The sequence below is a fragment of the Nocardia transvalensis NBRC 15921 genome, assembly GCF_000308875.1.
Classification (GTDB): Bacteria; Actinomycetota; Actinomycetes; order Mycobacteriales; family Mycobacteriaceae; genus Nocardia; species Nocardia transvalensis.
The window spans coordinates 1-16818 of record NZ_BAGL01000060.1 but is presented as its reverse complement, the minus strand read 5'-3'; the positions used below and the strand labels follow the sequence as shown (position 1 = coordinate 16818).

Below are 16818 nucleotides of genomic sequence, written 5' to 3'. Positions count from 1 at the left end.
CGGAGTGCCATTTTGGGTGCCACTTTGAGCTGGTTCGAGAGGGTTCGGCCAGCCGAATATTGGGAGCACCCCACCGGGCACCTGGATCAAATCCTGGCCGGACCTGATCCTGACAGCAAGTGTCTAACTAGCCGAGTTGAGCGCCTGTGCCTCGTCAACTGGCCCACGCAAGTTGAGTCATGTCCAACTCCCCATCCTCGCGGAACCCGGTGATCTGCGCGCGGCGAGGTCGACCGGGACCCGGTAGAGGCAGTCGCCGCAGTCTTCAAATTTGGCTTGGGTATTGGCGAGGAACTCGGGGAACGCGTCGGGCAAATCGCCGTCGTATTCGAGATGGTCAGGGTATCTCGCCGCTCTCACGGTAGTGAGTCACAGACCATACCTGAAGGCCGCAGCACGGGCTGAACATGCAGGCAGTACAGGAGGTTCGGTCTGCCTCCGAAGGCTGGCGGGCTGATGATTAGAAGCGGGATTCGCGGATACTCTGCTCGCCGCGGAAGGTTCGCGTTGAGTGCCTCGGCCTGCCCTGCCTACACATCATCCGTCCAGTCCGCGTCGGCGCGCACGAATTCAAGCACTCGCTCGGCCGCAAGGACGCGAGGATCATCCAGCTGTCGTGCCCCGGAGGTATCTGACAGTAAGGCTTCGAATTCCCGTTGCGCTTGGCGGGGTTGGCCGGCTTCCCAGAGGTGCTGGGCTCGCCGTGCGCGTGCGTCCCATACGGAGTCGTGGTCTGGCCCATGGGTGGCCGCCGTGCCGTCGGCCACGAGCCGGAACTGTTCTGCGCTCTCTGCTGGCTGATTTAGTCTATACAGTGCGTGGCCGAGATTGGTTCGTGCTGTCAAGGTTTCGGAATGATTCGCGCCAAGCGTTCGCTGTCGACGCTCGACTACGTCTTGGAAACGAGTGATGGCCTCAGGCAATCCTCCCTGTTGTGCGAGCGCCATCGCCAGATTATGCTTCATTCGAAGAGTTTCCGGATGATCGGGCGCCAAGTGCTTGAGGCACCGCTTGAGTGCGTCGCGATACTCGGTCTCAGCTTCTCGGAACCTTCCCTGTGCAAGCAGAAAGTACGCGAGATTTCCCTGAACATACAAGGTGTGAGGGTGGTTTTCACCTCGTACCCGGCTACACATGGCCCGAATATCCCTGTACTCTGCTTCAGCCTCGGTTGCCGCTCCCTTGTCGTCAAGCACACGTGCTAGCGATTTCCGTGTGGCAAGGGTTTCGGGATGTTCGGGACCGGATTTGCGCAGCTGTATCTTGAGGATCTGCACGAGTTCGTCGTGGGCTTCGTCGAGCCTGCCCTGGATGCGGAGAACAACGGCAAGGTTATGGCGCAGAGTCAATGTGAGGGGCTGGTCATTGGAGTGATTGCTGGCCGAATCGTGCAGCGCCGCACGATATACCGTCGCGGCTTGTTCCAATTCGCCGAACTCCTTCAACGCGATGCCGAGGTTGTTGCGGACGGTCAGTGTGTCCGGGTGCGTTGGCCCCGAAGCCCGTCGGCGCTCCTCAACGATGACGCGCAGACGGTTGATCGCGTCCTGAAATTGGCCGCGTGCCAGGAGCACGGCAGCTAGATCGTGTTGGATGTCGTCGTGCCTGTCGCTGCACTCGGGGAGCTCATCCAGGGCAGCCCGGAAGATCTCTTCGGCTTCGACCAACTGACCTTGGTCGAGCAGAAATGAGCCCAGGGTATGTCGTGCGCTCGTGATCATACGATACGAGGTTCCGGGAACTGCTTCGAAACGGGCGAGAACAGTGCGCATCTCTGCGATTGCTTCGGTGGTTCGACCGAGATCTCCCAGGGCAACTGCCCAGTCGAAGTTTGCGCCGAGCGTGGTGGGATGATCCTCGCCGTGGCGCGATTTCGCGGCATCCAGGACCGTCCGGCATTGCACTTCGGCGTCGATCCGTTCGCCGAGTAGGCGGAGCGCGGCTGCGTGGCTTCCTCGGCTTGCGAGCACGGTTGGATGGTCGTCGATGAACTGGGTTCGAATTCTTGCAGTGAGCTCGGAGAACTCCATTTCAGCGCTCTGGGCGTCGAGTTCGCCTTTCTGTACCAAGATCATGGCCAGCGCTCCGCGCGCTTCTAGCGTGTCATGGTGATCGGAGCCCAGGATCTCGCTGCGTATATCGACCACGGCTCGAAGGTCGGCTTCGCCTGCGTCGATGTTCTTACACAGCATGAGGGTGAGAGCCAGATTGACTCTGGTGATGAGAGTGGAGGGATGGTTGATCCCAAGGATCTCCCTTTCAGCCTCCAGAACCCGAACGAAGGCCGCCGCCGCCTCCTCAAAGTTCCCTCGGTCACGCAGCGAGACAGCATATTCATGCTGGGCTTGGAGTACATCAGGATGTGATTCGCCGAGCGCGGCTTGCAGCCCTGCCAGGACGAGTTCTCCTTCGTCCGCTGCTTCCTGGAACCGCCCAGTACTCCTGACACATATTGCGCGATCGTGACGTGTGAGCAGCGTCGTGACGGCATCAGCGCCGTAAAGTGCGGTTTCCTGTCGAATTACCTCGTCGTACTCTTCCTTTGCCTGCTTGTTCTTGCCTCGCATCGTGAGTACTCGAGCACGGTCGTACCGGACCGAGACCGTCATGGGGTGCGCAGCACCGAGGTGTGTGACGCAATTGTCAACGATATCGTCGAACTCGGCTTCGGCAAGCTTGAGGTCGCCTCTACTCATCACGGCGACAGCCCTGTGACGGCGAACGTTGGACACGATCGTCAGGTCGGCGTGTGCGGTTTCGGAGCGACCCAATGCCGTATCTGCGAGTGTGCAGGCGGCTGTGTACTCGCCACGAAAGTGGAGGTACGACACCGCGATACTTGTGCAGAGTAGGACCGCGTCGAAACGGGATTCGGAACCGGAACCCCAATCCGGCGCACGGTTGATCATGACTCGCCAATGCGGAATCAGTCCTTGCCATGCGCGCCAGGTACTAGGACCGCGTGGATTCTCCTCATACGGTGTGACCTCAGCTAGCAGATCAGCGGCTGAATCCCACACCCGTCGATAGTTTGACGGCGCCGCAAGCATGGGGGCCAATGAGACTTCGGCGACGAGCCGGTGAATCTGGTGGACTGGTTCGTCTGCGGAACCGTCGACATCCACCAGCCCGAAGCGGTGCAGGCCGCGAATGGTCATCCACACCGTGCGATGCGTCACTGGATCAGCCCACATCGGTAGTGCTGCAATGGCTTTCGGATCGACCAGTGCGTGGGGCAGTGGTGTTGCCGGTGCAAAACATGAGAGCAGCTGCAACAGCACGCGTGCGTGGGCTATGTCTTGGCGTTCAAGGAGGTCAAGGGAAAGGTTCCACGTGTCGGCGATTGTCGCGCGGGCGCGATCCTCCGCGCTGCGAAGATCTCCGCGGATACCCTCGGCGGCATCGTCGAGTAGTAGCGGCGAGTCAGTGAGACGGTCGGCGTATTTCTCGAACGTGTGGGCGTCGGCCAGCGGATCGTCTTGCGCCTGGGCGAGATACGTTCCCGCGAGATGTAAGGCTAGTGGCAGGCATCCGAGGCGATCGGCCAACGCCTCCGCAGCGCGAGTGTCCCCCGCGGTCATTGGCGCGAGTGTCTGTAGCACTGTGGCGGCGAATTGGAGCTTGAGAACGCCTAGCCGATGGATGCGCGCGATGCGGGTGCCCCACGATCGGGAATTCCGGTCGCGTGTCGTCACCAGGACACCTTGCGATCGGCCGACGGGGGATCTAGCCCAGCCAGTCGCATCAGCGAGCGCGGCTCCTTCGCAGGACAGAACGTCCAACTCATCGGCATCGTCGAACACCAGGATCCAAGGGCGATCGAGGGACTTGAGATGACGCCAGACGAGATCTGCAGCGGGACGCCCTCCGCCTTCCCATGCATGGGTGACTTGGTCGGCGGGCACGCCAACCGACAGAGCAACCTGTCGCATACCATCCGACACCGCTGCGGCTGATCCCGCGGGGACCCAGTAGACGTCGGCTCCGGCACACTTGGCGTGTTCGGCGATACTCAATGCAACGGTGGTTTTCCCGACTCCGCCCATACCGGAGAGGACCTCAATGCGTGGGGGCCGATCGCTCGTCCTATCCATGATGGCCGTGACGACGTCGTCACGGCCGACGACAGCTTCGGGCAATCTGCCGAATGGCGCTTCAACCGATACCAACGCGAGTGACTCGTGGAAGTAGCGAGAGCGCTTCGCATCTGCTGGCATTGTGATGCTGACCGCGCTGCACGCCCCGATCTGGAGTTGCGTGTCGCCGCCAACGTGAACCACGTATTGCTGGTCGGCGAGGTGCACCGGGCTGTGGTTGTCACCCGCTATGTTCACCTGCCGGGCAGCCCCATCGGCCTTGGGGAGGAAGTCGGCGGTGGTCATGACAGAGTGACCGGTCCGTGGTTGTCACCCACGACATTGACCTGCTTGGCTTGGTCGAACGCCTGGGGCCGAAAGGTCCCTAGTTGTGTCCGGCCGCGCGCCTCTTCGACCAGCTGGCGGACCTCGTGGGCGAATGTTGGGTCTACCCGCGCGGCTTCGTCGACGAATTCCGCGACTATTGTGACATTCTCCTCGGACGGCGCTTCCGTCAGCGTTTCGATCGCGGCTCGGCCGGGCTGGTTGTCTCGGAACTTGGCTAGGGCCAACGCCCGCAAGCGCAGCGCGGCCTCCCAGGCGCTGGCGCCAGCATTCTTGGCGAACTCCTCGCCGAGCCTCGTGCCAAGCAGCACCGCCGCCGCAGTGCCAATCGAAATCGGGTCCATCGCTTCTCCTCTGGAAGCCGCGCGGTTCGGAACAAGCAGTGGAGCAATGGAATCCAGTGATCTCGACTCCGTGTCGGATGCGCTCCGATGTCTGATTGGAACCCGCAGCAAATGGTGTTGAGTGTGGCTGGCCTAGTGCGCGATCGACGATAGCGGTGCCCACCGACAAGTCCGAGTCATTCAGTGCGAGTGCGTAATAGAGTATTTGGAAACCGACCGTTAGGTCGTGGGTTCGTGTCCTGTGGCACTGGCAACGCCGTCGAGTCCTTACAATCGGCGAGACGATGAGCGAGGGCTGGCCGCATCTACTGGTCAGCGGATTGCGAACTGCCGCCCGCAGCGAACTCACCAAGGATGTCCGCGTTCTGCTAGACCAGGCCGAACAGGTCTCGGTGGAGTCGACCAGCGACCACCCGGCTGAGTAGACCGTCGCGACCCTCAACTATCCAGATCTGAGCCTTGATCTCTACCGAGAACTCGGCTGCGGGCTCGGTGAGGTTCGGGCTGGAGCGCCTGCGCTGCGTGATCGGTACCTGAACTCACTGGTGCTCGTATCCTGCACAGAGCTAGTGTCCCGAACGTGATTAACGACGGTGTGATGCGAACCGCTGGCGCGCGACTCTTCGATGCCTTCTGGTCAGCGGGCGTGTCGGACCCGCTCGAGATCGTCGAGCAGATATCGCATCTGCTCTACATCCGCGCACTCGATTGCGCACACGAACCCGCTAGTGCCGAGCCATCCGCACCTGAACCGAACTCGGTTCCTTCACCACCGATCGATGAGCGGCTGCGCTGGTCCACGCTCATCGCCATGAATCCGCAGGACATGCATGCCGCACTTGAGCTTGAGGTCTTTCCGTCGATTCGTAATCGAACATTTGTGGGAGTGGGTTACTCCTGGCATTTTCGCGATGCGCGGTTCACGATCCGGTCACCCGGCCTATTGGCCAGGGCCGTCGCGCTGCTCGAATCCATCTGTGCCGCTGGGGACTTCGAAGCTGCGCACCTGTATGAGCACCTTCTCCTCAAAGCCGCGGCATCACGTATTCCTCGAACACCTGCGCACCTCGCGGAGTTGATGGTCGCCCTGACGAGGCCCACGGTCGACGAGGAGATTTGTGACCCGACATGTGGCACAGGTGCCTTACTGATCGCGGCGGCTCAATTCCTCTCTCCCGCAGCAGGGAAGTCGGCCGCACAAACCACCATGTTCGAGAAACTGTATGGCTTTGATCGCTTCACGACGATGCTTCGCCTTAGCAGTATGCGACTTGCACTCGGCGGTTTCGACGGGGTTGAACTGCGGTACAACGACATCGTTGCCCACGATCTCGGCGACGATCGCGAACGCTACTCCTTGGTGTTGGCGCATCCTCCGTTCGGCGGTTCCATTGACTACGACTCGGTCGCCCCGTATCTGCGGGAGCGAATGCCCACCAGGAACGCCGAGATCCTCCATGTCGGTTCGATCCTGCACCTGTTGAAACCCGGTGGGCGCGCTGCGGTCATCGTGCCTACCGGCCTACTGTTCGGCTCCAGCAACGCACACACCGCATTGCGGCGAATGCTGGTGGAAGAGCACGGACTTGAGGCCGTAATACAGCTGCCTTCAGGCACTTTCAAACCGTATGCGGGGGTGTCGGCCGCGATCGTGATCTTCACCAAAGACGCGGGCCCCAAGGATTTCGTGTGGTTCTACGATCTCACTGCGGATGGCTGGAGTCTCGATGACCGGCGGCTACCTCTGCTGGACCAGGACAAGCTCGGAGTATGCCCCAGCGGGCAACTCGACAGTAGCGACCTCACACGCAACAACCTTCCAGATCTGCTGCAGCGGTGGCAGTTACGACAAGGCAGTGAACGCAGCCGGAAACGGTCGGACCAGAGCTTCTGTGTCAGCCGCGCAGACATCACCGCTGCCTCCTATGATCTGCAGTTGAACGGCTTTCGCTTGATCTATGAACGACTTCAGGCCTCGAAGGAGGGTATCCGCCTCGGCGACTTTGCTCAGATCTTCCCGGGATTCGTGCCCAAGTCGGACCTGGTCACTGACCCCGATACCCTCCCGGCTGCCCAGCAGCGGGTACTGACCGCGAAGTTGCTGTCGGCTACCTTGCCCGATTCGGTCGACCTTCCGTCACGTGCGAGTCTTCGTGAGCCGCAACGGCGCCTGCGCCCGGGTGACATCGTCGGTCGAGACCTCGCCGGGAATCGCCACTGGACAGTTGTTCCGATGCATTACGACGGTGTCCAGCCTGGGCAGGGTCTGATCGTCATCCGGCTCACCCACGAGACAGTGCCCGTCGACTATTTGATCGCCTATCTGTCCAGTCCCAGGGCCGAACAGCAGTTTCCCCGGTCAGGCACAGTCATCCCGCGCATTAAGGCGTCATCGATGGCCGAGATGTGGATCCCCCGCTGTGACGGTGACCATGCAGAAATTCGTGCAGCACTGGCCATGCTCAAGGACGGAGAAAACGAGGCACATCTCCTCCTCGAGAAGCTTCAGCAGGCCAGAGCCAAGATATTCGAGAGCGGGCCGGGGTCAGTCCGACGCAAGCATCTCGACGATGCCGGGGCCATCAGTTCGTTGACTGCCCAGAACCTACGCCAGCACAGCGACCCGTACAGGCTGTTCCAAGAGTCTTATCCCTATTCGATCGCACGCGCGGTCCGCAAGTTCCGTCATTCTCAAACCTTGGCGGAAAGGCACGAAGCAGCGAACCAATGCGCTGAATCGTTGATCCTGTCCTTGGGGATCATGGCACTAGCGGTGGCCGCCGACCGCGGCCGCAGGGATCTGCCAGCGGTCGCGCAGTGGTCCCAGTCCCTGTCCCAAGGCGGCGTCTCGCTCGGACATTGGGTCGCGTCCATCAAATCTGTCGCCGAAGATGCACGGCAACACGGTGATTCGGCTGTGGGGCTCGCTGAGGCCATGGCTCGCAAGAAGGGCGCAAACGGGCTAGTTTCCGATCTTGACCAGCTGGTGACCGTGCGCAACAAGCTCAGGCACGGTGCGGCGCCACGCACAAGGGCGGAGCTCGAAAGGAGCCTCGAACGCATCGAAAAGCTACTGCTCAGCAGCCTGGCAAGGTGCGCGTTCCTCGCACGCAGCAAGTGGGTTCACACCGACCGCCTTCAATGGCACCCCGGCTCTGGACAATTCCATGTCTCTGGACTGGCGTTGATGGGAGACCACCCCGATTTTGCGACCACCACCTTCGAGACCACACACCCCCTGGCCGATAGCCACTTGTATCTCATCTCGCCACGCGGCGCACCTCTGCTGCTGTCGCCGTTCTGTCTGCTCAGCGACTGTCCTACGTGTCTCACACCCGAGCTCTACTACCCCGACCGCATCACTGGCTCCATCGCCCGATTGAAGAGCCTGGACCGCGGACACGAACTCGACAGCGATGAGGCCTTCACCGCTCTCGGAGATTGGATCCGATCCTGACACCAGTCTCCTAATAGCCGCCGATCCGGTCGTTCTGACGCGGTCGTACTACTATGTGGAAGATCAACGGCTCAAGTGAACCGGAGCCGACTCGGCTCGTGCTGATGGCGCGCCCTGCGTGGTTCGGGTGGGACCGTGAGACCGTCTGTCGGTCTCGATTCCAGGAGCGGTTTGTGCCGTCCTACGCTTGCCGGCGGCCTGCAATGTCGGGATGTGCCGGGAACCGCAGTGCCATTTTGAGTGCCATTTTGCGGCCGAAACGGTGGGAATTCTGGGGTTCCAGTGAGATCTGGGCGGACGCGTTGGGAATCGGAAAAGCCGGGTCAAATAGTTAACCCGCCAAGATTGCCTGGTCAGCGGCCGATTTTGGCGCATCTACGAGCTGATGAAGAAGGGATAGCTCTTTCCGCTGGTCAGGGGCTTGTGATCAGTTGATCAGGTCCCCAAAGTGTCACTTTGGTGTCACTTTGCTCAGATTTCCGGTGGTCAGCATTCGTTTTCGACTGCCGATCACAGCGGCGCTCGACGATGTGAGCTGAGCCGCCAGATGCCGAAAGACTGCGCCCGTTTGCGTGGTGCGCCGCTCGGCAAGCTCGGCGGAGGGTACCTGCGCGGCGGTGGCGCGCAGGTAGGTGTTGGTCTGCTGCGAGCGCCAGATCAGCGCCTCGAACGCTTGCTCGGCGGTGTCACGCATGACCGTGACTCGAATTTCACCGATGCTATCGACTCTCGCCGGTGGAATGCTGGTCTTCTCACGAACCCGGCTGGTGAGAGGATTTAGTGATGATCAGCTCGCGGCAACTCGAATATTTCCAGGCGGTGGCGCGTGAGCTGCATTTCACCAGGGCCGCTGCCGCGTTGCGTATTGCGCAGCCGGCCCTGTCTCAGCAGATTCGCAAACTCGAACGCCAGCTTGGGCTGGTGCTGTTCGAGCGCAATAACCATCGGGTCGAGCTCACCCCGGCCGGTACCGCCCTGCTCGAACACGCCGAACGCATACTGTCCGACCTGACGGCGGTCGAAGAGGACATGCTGGGCTGGGCGGGAGGTGTTCGCGGCCGGATACGCCTCGGCGCAGCTCGGGGCCTGATGCTCCAGTTGGCCCGCGTCCTGGCCGGGTTTTGCCGGACGTATCCGGCCGTCGAGATCGAATTATCCGAACTCAACACTCAGGAGATGATCGCCGGGCTGCACATGGGACGTCTCGACATCGCCACTCTGGCGGAGGTTCCCGCCGTGGGCGAGCGCAGTTTGTCCTGGCATCGGCTCGGGGAAGAACCGCTTGTCCTCGTCACCGGTCCAGACGCCGCCTTCGCTGGACGGACGTCGATCGCCATTGCCGAACTCGACGGCCACGACCTGGTCGTCTACCCCACCGGTTCTGCGGTGGGAGCGATCATTACCGCCACTCTGGCCACCGCGGAGGTGTGGGTACGCGCCCGCTTCGAGAGCCGCGACTACACCACGGCTCGAGCCCTGGCCAGTGTCGGACTGGCCGCCGCGATCATGCCCGCCTCGGTCGCCGAAGCCGCAGGCCCGCCGATAGCCATCGTGCGGCTGGAACCCGAACCGGTCTGGACCCCGACCCTGGCGCGGTCGGCAACCCGTCGGCCGACACCCGCGCAGACGGCATTCACCACCTACCTGGTCGGACACCCCGAGTTCACCGACACCGGCTCGATCGGTGATATCTCAATCGACTGACCAAAAGCGCAATCATGTCTTGGACTGATGATCGGCGGGCGGCCAGTCTGGTGTGCACAGGCCCGAGCACCGCAGACAAGGACGCAAGAATGAATCGCATCGAACGCGGACAGCGCGAGTACGCCGTCCTGATGGGCGCCGCCCCCGAACACGCCCTGGCGGAGGTCAAGCAACGCTCGCCGCAGCTGTATGACGCGGTCGTGGAGGGCGCGTTCGGCGGTTCACTATCCCACGCCGAACTCCCACGCGCGGTTCGTGAACTCGCCACAGTCGCCATGCTCGCCACCGAGGGCGGCGCCGAACGCCACCTGGCCAGTCACACGCGAGCTGCGCTGCACAACGGGGCCGCGGCGTCGGAACTGCTCGCGCTGGCCGAGCACGTCGCGGTGTACGCAGGCTTCCCCCGTGCCCTCGATGCCCTCGCCGTGATCGACGAGGTACTGACCGAACAGGGCATCGCCCGACCGGCCCACCTGCAACGTATCCGGGTGCGTGACCACGAAACCGTGGTAGCCCAGCGCGGCGACTACGGCCCGCCCGTCGTGTTGATCCACGCACTCGGACTCGACTGGCGCATGTGGGACCAGGTCATGGAACAACTCGCCGATGGCCGCCGCGTCTACGCCTACGACATCCGCGGGCACGGTTGGGCCGCGGGCTCGCCGACACCGTTCACCATGGACGACACCGCCGAAGACCTCATCGCCGTGCTCGACGCCCTTGGCCTGGACCGCGCCCACGTCGTGGGCCTGTCCTATGGTGGCGGCATCGCTCAAACCGCCGCGCTGGCCCACCCCGGACGCTTCGCATCGCTGTCGCTGCTGGCCACCACCGACTACCCGTTCGATTCTTTCGAGGCCCGCGCCCACTCGGGTGAGGTCGACGGCATGCCCGCGCAGATCGTGCCGTCACTGACTCGCTGGTTCACTCCCGCCGCCCTGGCACTCAACGGCTGGGGCGTGCGCTATGCCCGCGAGATGGTGCTGCACGGCAATCCCACCGATTGGGCCACCGCGTGGCGCTCGTTCGTCGGCCTCGACGTGCAACACAAGCTCGCCGACTTCCCTGCTCCGACCCTCGTCCTGGCCGGGGAACTCGACGCCTCCACCACACCGGACATCATGCGCGGCATCGCCGACCGCATCACCGGCGCCCGCTACCAGCAACTGCCCGGTACACCGCACATGCAAACCCTCGAACAGCCGGACCTGGTCGCCGCCGCGCTCGCCGCGTTCGTACCTGCCGTGGCGCCCGAGGCGGGTCGGTGATGCGCGCGGCATGGTATGACCACAACGGCCCCGCCGACCAGGTGCTCAGCGTTGGGGAGCTGCCCGATCCAGAGCCCGGCGTCGGTGAGGTCCGCGTCCGGATGAAGTCGGCCGGGATCAACCCCGCCGACGTCAAACGACGCTCGGGTGTCGGCGGGCGCACAATGACCCACCCCAGAGTCGTTCCCGGCGACGACGGCGCGGGCATCATCGACAAGGTGGGCCCTCGTGTGCCCGCCGCCCGCGTCGGTCACCGCGTGTGGGTCCACTCCGCCAACCACACCAGCGCATTCGGCACCGCGGCCGAGTACGTGGTGGTGCCGGCCACCCAAGCCATCGAGCTACCCGACCGCACCTCCTTCGACGAAGGTGCCTGCCTCGGGGTCCCGGCCCTCACAGCCCACCGCGCACTGTTCGCCGACGGCCCCATCGACGGCGCCTCGGTCCTGGTCACCGGCGGCGCCGGCGCCGTCTCGCACTACGCCATCCAACTCGCCAAACAGGCAGGCGCCACCGTCCTCGCGACCGCCAGCACCGCCGACAAAGCCGCCGCCGCCCGCGGCTCCGGCGCCGACCACGTCATCGACTACCGCAAACCCGATGCCGCCCAAGCGATCCTCGACCTGGTCCCCGCCGGCGTCGACCGAATCGTCGACGTCGCCTTCGGTGCCAACCTGCCCCTGACCTCCACAGTCATCGGCACCGGCGGAACGATCGCCACCTACTCGTCCGACGCCGACCCCGAGCCGGCACTGCCCTTCTACACCCTCATGCGCCGCGGCGTCACCATCCGCACCGTCCTCGTGTTCGTGATGCCCGCCCCCGCCCTCCGCGCAGGCACCGACCACATCACCCGTCTACTCACCGACAACACGCTCACCCACCGCATCGCCGCCCGCTACAACCTCGAGTCCATCGCCGAGGCACACCGCGCCGTCGAAAACGGCCGCAGCATCGGCAAAACCCTGCTCACCCTGCCCTGATCCACCAATCCCGGCGACTGCTCATCGAAAGACCCGCCATGACAACCACCATCACCTCGGCCACCCGCATCCTCCATCCACCACTGCTTCGACGGGAAGAGGTGCACCATGACAGGTAACCCGACACGCGAGATCAGGCCGTTGCGGTTCGGGGTCCTCGCGCCGATCACCACCGACATTCCGACATGGCACGATCAACTACGTGGTCTTGCGGACAGTGGTTACTCGACGATCTTGATGCCCGATGTGCCGCAGTGGCAACCGGCGCCGGGCCCTGCGCTCGCCATGGCGGCAACGATCACCGACCTGCGAGTGGGCACCTGGGTCTACGCGTCTCCGGTTCGCCCCGCGTGGATCACCGCGTGGGAGGCACACTCGCTGTCCGTGCTCACCGACGGTCGTTTCGACATGGGTATCGGCACCGGCCGGCCCGGGATCGCCGACCAACTCCGCGAGCTGGGTCTACCGGACACTCCAGTGAGCCAACGGTCGAACCAAGTGCGTGACGTCGTCGTGGCCCTGCGCGACCTCGACGGCCCGGACCTGCACACCCCGGTCGTCATGGCCGTGGGCGGCCCGAAGGCACAAGCGCTCGCCGCCGAACTCGCCGACACGGTGACCTTCGTGATGCCCCAGACCGAGACGCGGGCCGCGACGATGCAACGGGTACAACGCTTCGACAACCGTCGCGGTGCGGAACTGGCGTTGCACGTACCCGTGATCGGCGACTCGGTCGCCGCGTTCATGGCCGGACCCGACACCGACACCACCGCCGTCCGAGCCGCGGACTCGCTGGCGTTCCTGCCCAGTGATCCCTCAGCCGCCGCCGAGGAGATCCAACGGCGACGTGAGGAGATCGGTTTCTCCTACTTCGTGTTCGGCGCTGACGTCGCCGGTGCTCTCGCACCGGTCGTTGCTGAGCTGGCCGGACGGTAGGCAGGCATTACCAGCGATGCCTCGGAGGTCTCCTCGACCTCTCACCGGTTTACATTGCGCAGCAGCGAAGAAAGCACCATCACGATTGAGGCGAACGTCGGCATGGCAGGTCCGGCCTCGACTCGGGGCCGGCTCGGCTACGAAATTTTCCCGCACCACGACGGACGAGGACCAGTTCTTTGTAACGCCGCTGCCCGTGGCCGCCAACCGCATCGGATGGGCGGTGTAAGTGCATGTGCCACAACAGCTGTCCTCGATCAGCCGCGATGCGAGGTCGCAGGGCGTTCGTCGCGGGAAACTGGTCCGGAGGAGACGCGTGAGCCGTTCCCCGTGAGCGTCAACCCCCCTGTGCCGCAACCGAATCGACCCTTTAGGGGTCGGTTGCGGGATCTGCCGGACAGGCGCACGGGCGGGGGAGAATCGGCGCGGGGCCATCACCGTTCAGGAGGACTTCTCATGCCGGATATCAAGGTGGGCACGGAGAACAGCGCGGATATCGTGATCCATTACCGCGATCACGGCAGCGGGCGGCCGGTCGTGCTGATCCACGGGTATCCGCTGGACGGGAATTCCTGGGAGAAACAGGAACGAGTCCTGCTCGCGGCCGGGTACCGGGTGATCACCTACGACCGGAGGGGGTTCGGCCGGTCCAGCCAGCCGACGGTCGGCTACGACTACGACACCCTCGCCGCCGACCTCGAGGTGCTGCTGGAGCATCTGGATCTGTCCGATGTCGACCTTGTCGGCGGTTCTGCTGGCAGCGATTCCGCCGTTTCTGCTGAAGACCGGCGACAACCCGGAGGGCGTCGACGGGCAGCTGTTCGAGGGTATCAAGGCGTTGATCGACGAGGATCGCTACGCCTACTTCGAGGAGTTCCTGGACAACTTCTACAACGTCGACGTGTTCGGCGGTACCCGTGTCAGCCGGCAGGTGTGGGAGGCGAGTTTCAATGTCGCCGCGGCGGCGTCGCCGTATGCGACGCGGGTGTGTGTGGACGCGTGGCTCACCGATTTCCGCGCCGATCTGTTCGCCATCGACGTCCCCACGTTGGTCGTGCACGGGACCGCCGACCGCATCCTGCCCTTCGAAGCGACCGCGGCACGCTTGCCGGGACTGGTCAAGGACGTGCGGGTGGTCGCCGTCGACAACGGCCCGCACAACATCGCCTGGACCCACGCCGCGGAAGTCAACGCCGAGCTGCTCTCGTTCCTCGCCACCTGACCGCGAAACCTGCACGGGTAGCGGCAGTTCCGCAGAAACGGCACGGGCGGGACGGGCGTTGGATGCTCACTGCGAGCCCTGCCGTGTTTCCAGGCCGACCGCGGCGGCCAGTTCGTCTCGATGCCTGCCCAGCTCCGGGTAGCGGGTGCTCAGCTCACCCATGAGATCCCAGAGCCCGTCGGCGACGGCATTGAGTTTGCGCTGGGTGGCGCCGTCGGCGCGAGTTTCGGTGTTGTGCAGCAGGGCGACCAGCAGGAAGGTGATGATCGTCGTGACGGTGTTGATGACCAGCTGCCAGGTGTCGATGCTGGGCATGACCCACGCGGTGGGCAGCCAGACCGTCACGATCAGTACGCACAGCACGAAAAACCAGGCCCGCGAGACGAGTTTACTTGTGCGACTGGCGAACCGGTCGAACAATGTCAGCCGTGCGGTGACCGCCGACGGCATCATCGATCGCAGACACCCCGAAGGCCGGTCGACCGGTACGGCGTCGGGCAGGTCAGAGTTCCCCGGGTCTCCACGGTGAGTGTTTCTCTGCATCGTTCATCTCCTGACCTCGGGTATCGGGTACCGGCAGAAGGGCCGAACCCGCGAGGCGGCGTCGCCTGTATCCGCCGTACCCGAGGTCAGGGTCGCGAACCATGCTCGCGCCCGTCCGCCGCGCCGTCGTTTCGTCGGCGCAGCGGGCCGCTGTCGTGGGTATCGGGCTGATGCCGGTCGGTGCCAGGGGGCCTATTACGGTGCGTCGAAAGCGGCTCTGGACGCGCTCACGCGCAGCTGGGCCATTGATCTTGCACCCAGTGGGATCCGGGTGAACTCGATCGCTCCCTTCCCTACCGGGTATCGGCAGTTCACTGCCGGGTCGGTCGACCACGATCGCCCGCGCCGTACGTTGATGCGGTTTGGTGGCACCGGACCCACTCAGGCTCGATCTGCTTGACCTCATCCATATCTGTTCGAAGGAATTGCGACTGGCCGCTGCCCAGGAACCAGGGGTACAGAGCGGGAGCCGGGAGCGGTGGCACCTGGTCGACGCCACCGGCGGGACCGCAGCGAGACGGGTCTGCCTGCCGCTAGGGATACTGTCGAGGGTGCCGGGACGGCTTGTGTCGATGGGTAGACGGGGTGGTGGTGATGGCGGTGGCGGACGGTCTGTCGGCGCGCGAAGTTCGGCGCTTGCAGACTCGGGAGCGGTTGCTGGGCGCGGCGGTCTCGGAGTTCAAGCGAATGGGTATGGCCGCAGCGGATGTGGGTGCGATTGTGGCAGCGGCCGGTGTGGCGCATGGCACGTTCTTCTTCCATTTTCCCACCAAGGAGCATGTGCTGCTCGCTTTGGAGCAACGCGAGGAAGAACGCATTACCGCCCAGTTCGCCCGGGTTTTCGACACCGACCACGACCTTGCCTCCGCCTTGCAGGAGGCGGTTCGGCTGGTGCTCGGTCTGGAGCGCAGGTTGGGTGAGGTGTTATTCAAAGATTTGCTGGCGCTTCACTTCTCGCAAACGCGTACTGCGGTCGAGGCGGAGAACACCGAGGAGGGTCATCCCTTCATCATGCTGGTCGTAAGGGAGTTCGCAGAGGCACAGGAGCGCGGCGAGGTCGACGAGGCCGTCAACCCGATGAACAGTGCCGTGTTCTTCCTGCTGGGATTGTATGCACTGCTGATCACGATGAGCGCCCGGACCACCCGTGACGAGGTGATCGAGGACTATCTGGCCAGGACCTTGGACAGCGTCCGGCCTCGCTGAGATCCGATACAACTACATACCCCCGACGCCGGCCTTACATGAACGGGACCAAGATGCTCGCTCACCGGTGCCGAACTCGCCCGCATGGATGCTTGGACCGCGCGCCGCCGAGTGCCGCCCGGGCGTGTGCGAGGCGCGTCAACGGCCTGGTCCGGTCATTTTGTCTTTCAGGCGGTCGAGGGTGTAGGTCAGCGATCCGATGAAGTTGGTCCAGTCCGTGGTGTCGGGGGGTCTGGCGCCGGAGTCGGCGGGGGTGTTCGGATCCGCGGTCGTGCCGATCGCGAGTTTGACGATGTCGATGTTTACGTGTGCCGACGACGAGTCGGTGGCTTTGAGGATGATCGGAACGACCGAGATGAGTCCGTTCAGGTTCGCGCTGGGGGTGTTCGAGGCGACGTTGAGGCCGTCGGCGAGCTTGTTCACCGAGTCGATCAGGCTGCGGTCGTTGGTTCCCTGGATCGAGGGGAATTTGGCGATCTGCGTGGAGATCCGGTTCACCTGGCCGACCAGGTCGACGATGGTCTGGGTGTTGTCGCCGATGACCTCCAGCGCGGGCCCGGCCGAGGCCATCGCGTCGGTCACGCTTTGTCGCTGCCCGGCCAGTGTGGCGCTCAGATCGCCTGTGGTGGCGAGGATGTCGCGGATGCGGTCGGAGCGGGCGGCGAGGTTGTTGACCAGGTCCCGGGTTTCGCGGATCAGGGTGGCGAGGCGGTCGCCGCGGCCGCCGACGGCCT

13 protein-coding genes and 1 pseudogene are annotated in these 16818 nt (G+C 63.8%); 9 read left to right on the top strand and 5 right to left on the bottom strand.

What is annotated here, in order from left to right; translation table 11 throughout:
* Window positions 1-530: 530 nt before the first annotated feature.
* Complete coding sequence (locus ON41_RS40430) at window positions 531-4382, bottom strand: tetratricopeptide repeat protein (protein ID WP_083905495.1); 3852 nt, start codon at window positions 4380-4382, stop codon at window positions 531-533.
* Window positions 4379-4765 (bottom strand): hypothetical protein, encoded by a 387-nt coding sequence (locus ON41_RS20385; RefSeq protein WP_040749302.1) that lies wholly within the window; start codon window positions 4763-4765, stop codon window positions 4379-4381. The genes ON41_RS40430 and ON41_RS20385 overlap by 4 nt, the downstream gene beginning before the upstream one ends.
* 284 nt (window positions 4766-5049) lie before the next feature.
* Between ON41_RS20385 and ON41_RS41695 the strand changes: the two genes are divergently transcribed.
* Both ON41_RS41695 and ON41_RS39210 read left to right on the top strand, forming a co-directional pair.
* Window positions 5050-5190: a hypothetical protein gene (locus ON41_RS41695; RefSeq protein WP_157185557.1), complete on the top strand. Its 141-nt coding sequence runs from the start codon at window positions 5050-5052 to the stop codon at window positions 5188-5190.
* 155 nt (window positions 5191-5345) lie between these two features.
* Window positions 5346-8222, top strand: a complete 2877-nt coding sequence (locus ON41_RS39210; protein ID WP_083905494.1) for an N-6 DNA methylase — start codon at window positions 5346-5348, stop codon at window positions 8220-8222.
* Window positions 8223-8673: 451 nt separating this feature from the next.
* On the opposite strand, the gene ON41_RS20375 is transcribed toward ON41_RS39210, so the two are convergent.
* Window positions 8674-8916, bottom strand: coding sequence for a hypothetical protein (locus tag ON41_RS20375; protein WP_040749301.1), 243 nt, complete (start codon window positions 8914-8916; stop codon window positions 8674-8676).
* Window positions 8917-9005: 89 nt separating this feature from the next.
* On the opposite strand from ON41_RS20375, the gene ON41_RS20370 reads away from it, so the two are divergent.
* The 5 genes from ON41_RS20370 to ON41_RS43815 all read left to right on the top strand — a co-directional run bounded on the left by ON41_RS20370 (window position 9006) and on the right by ON41_RS43815 (window position 14499).
* Window positions 9006-9926, top strand: coding sequence for a LysR family transcriptional regulator (locus ON41_RS20370; RefSeq protein WP_051162013.1), 921 nt, complete (start codon window positions 9006-9008; stop codon window positions 9924-9926).
* 89 nt (window positions 9927-10015) lie between these two features.
* On the top strand, window positions 10016-11194 hold the full coding sequence (locus ON41_RS39205; protein WP_051162011.1) for an alpha/beta hydrolase: 1179 nt from the start codon (window positions 10016-10018) through the stop codon (window positions 11192-11194).
* Window positions 11194-12177 (top strand): NADPH:quinone reductase, encoded by a 984-nt coding sequence (locus tag ON41_RS20360; RefSeq protein WP_040749300.1) that lies wholly within the window; start codon window positions 11194-11196, stop codon window positions 12175-12177. The genes ON41_RS39205 and ON41_RS20360 overlap by 1 nt, the downstream gene beginning before the upstream one ends.
* Window positions 12178-12285: 108 nt before the next feature.
* A complete protein-coding gene (locus ON41_RS20355; protein ID WP_040749299.1) occupies window positions 12286-13113 on the top strand; it encodes an LLM class flavin-dependent oxidoreductase in 828 nt (275 codons plus the stop codon).
* A 102-nt stretch (window positions 13114-13215) separates the two neighbouring features.
* The gene (locus ON41_RS43815; RefSeq protein WP_373281353.1) at window positions 13216-14499 is read left to right on the top strand and encodes an alpha/beta fold hydrolase; all 1284 of its coding nucleotides are present in this window, start codon (window positions 13216-13218) and stop codon (window positions 14497-14499) included.
* Here the strand turns inward: ON41_RS43815 and ON41_RS20345 are convergent.
* The gene (locus ON41_RS20345) at window positions 14402-14785 is read right to left on the bottom strand and encodes a low affinity iron permease family protein (RefSeq protein ID WP_040749298.1); all 384 of its coding nucleotides are present in this window, start codon (window positions 14783-14785) and stop codon (window positions 14402-14404) included. The two genes, ON41_RS43815 and ON41_RS20345, sit on opposite strands and share 98 nt — an antisense overlap.
* Before the next feature lie 79 nt (window positions 14786-14864).
* Between ON41_RS20345 and ON41_RS43465 the strand changes: the two genes are divergently transcribed.
* Window positions 14865-15278 (top strand): SDR family oxidoreductase, encoded by a 414-nt coding sequence (locus ON41_RS43465; RefSeq protein WP_083905492.1) that lies wholly within the window; start codon window positions 14865-14867, stop codon window positions 15276-15278.
* A gap of 194 nt (window positions 15279-15472) precedes the next feature.
* Window positions 15473-16084, top strand: a complete 612-nt coding sequence (locus ON41_RS20340; protein WP_040749358.1) for a TetR family transcriptional regulator — start codon at window positions 15473-15475, stop codon at window positions 16082-16084.
* A gap of 138 nt (window positions 16085-16222) precedes the next feature.
* On the opposite strand, the pseudogene ON41_RS20335 reads toward ON41_RS20340, so the two are convergent.
* Window positions 16223-16818: pseudogene (locus ON41_RS20335) on the bottom strand (MlaD family protein); the annotation flags it as partial.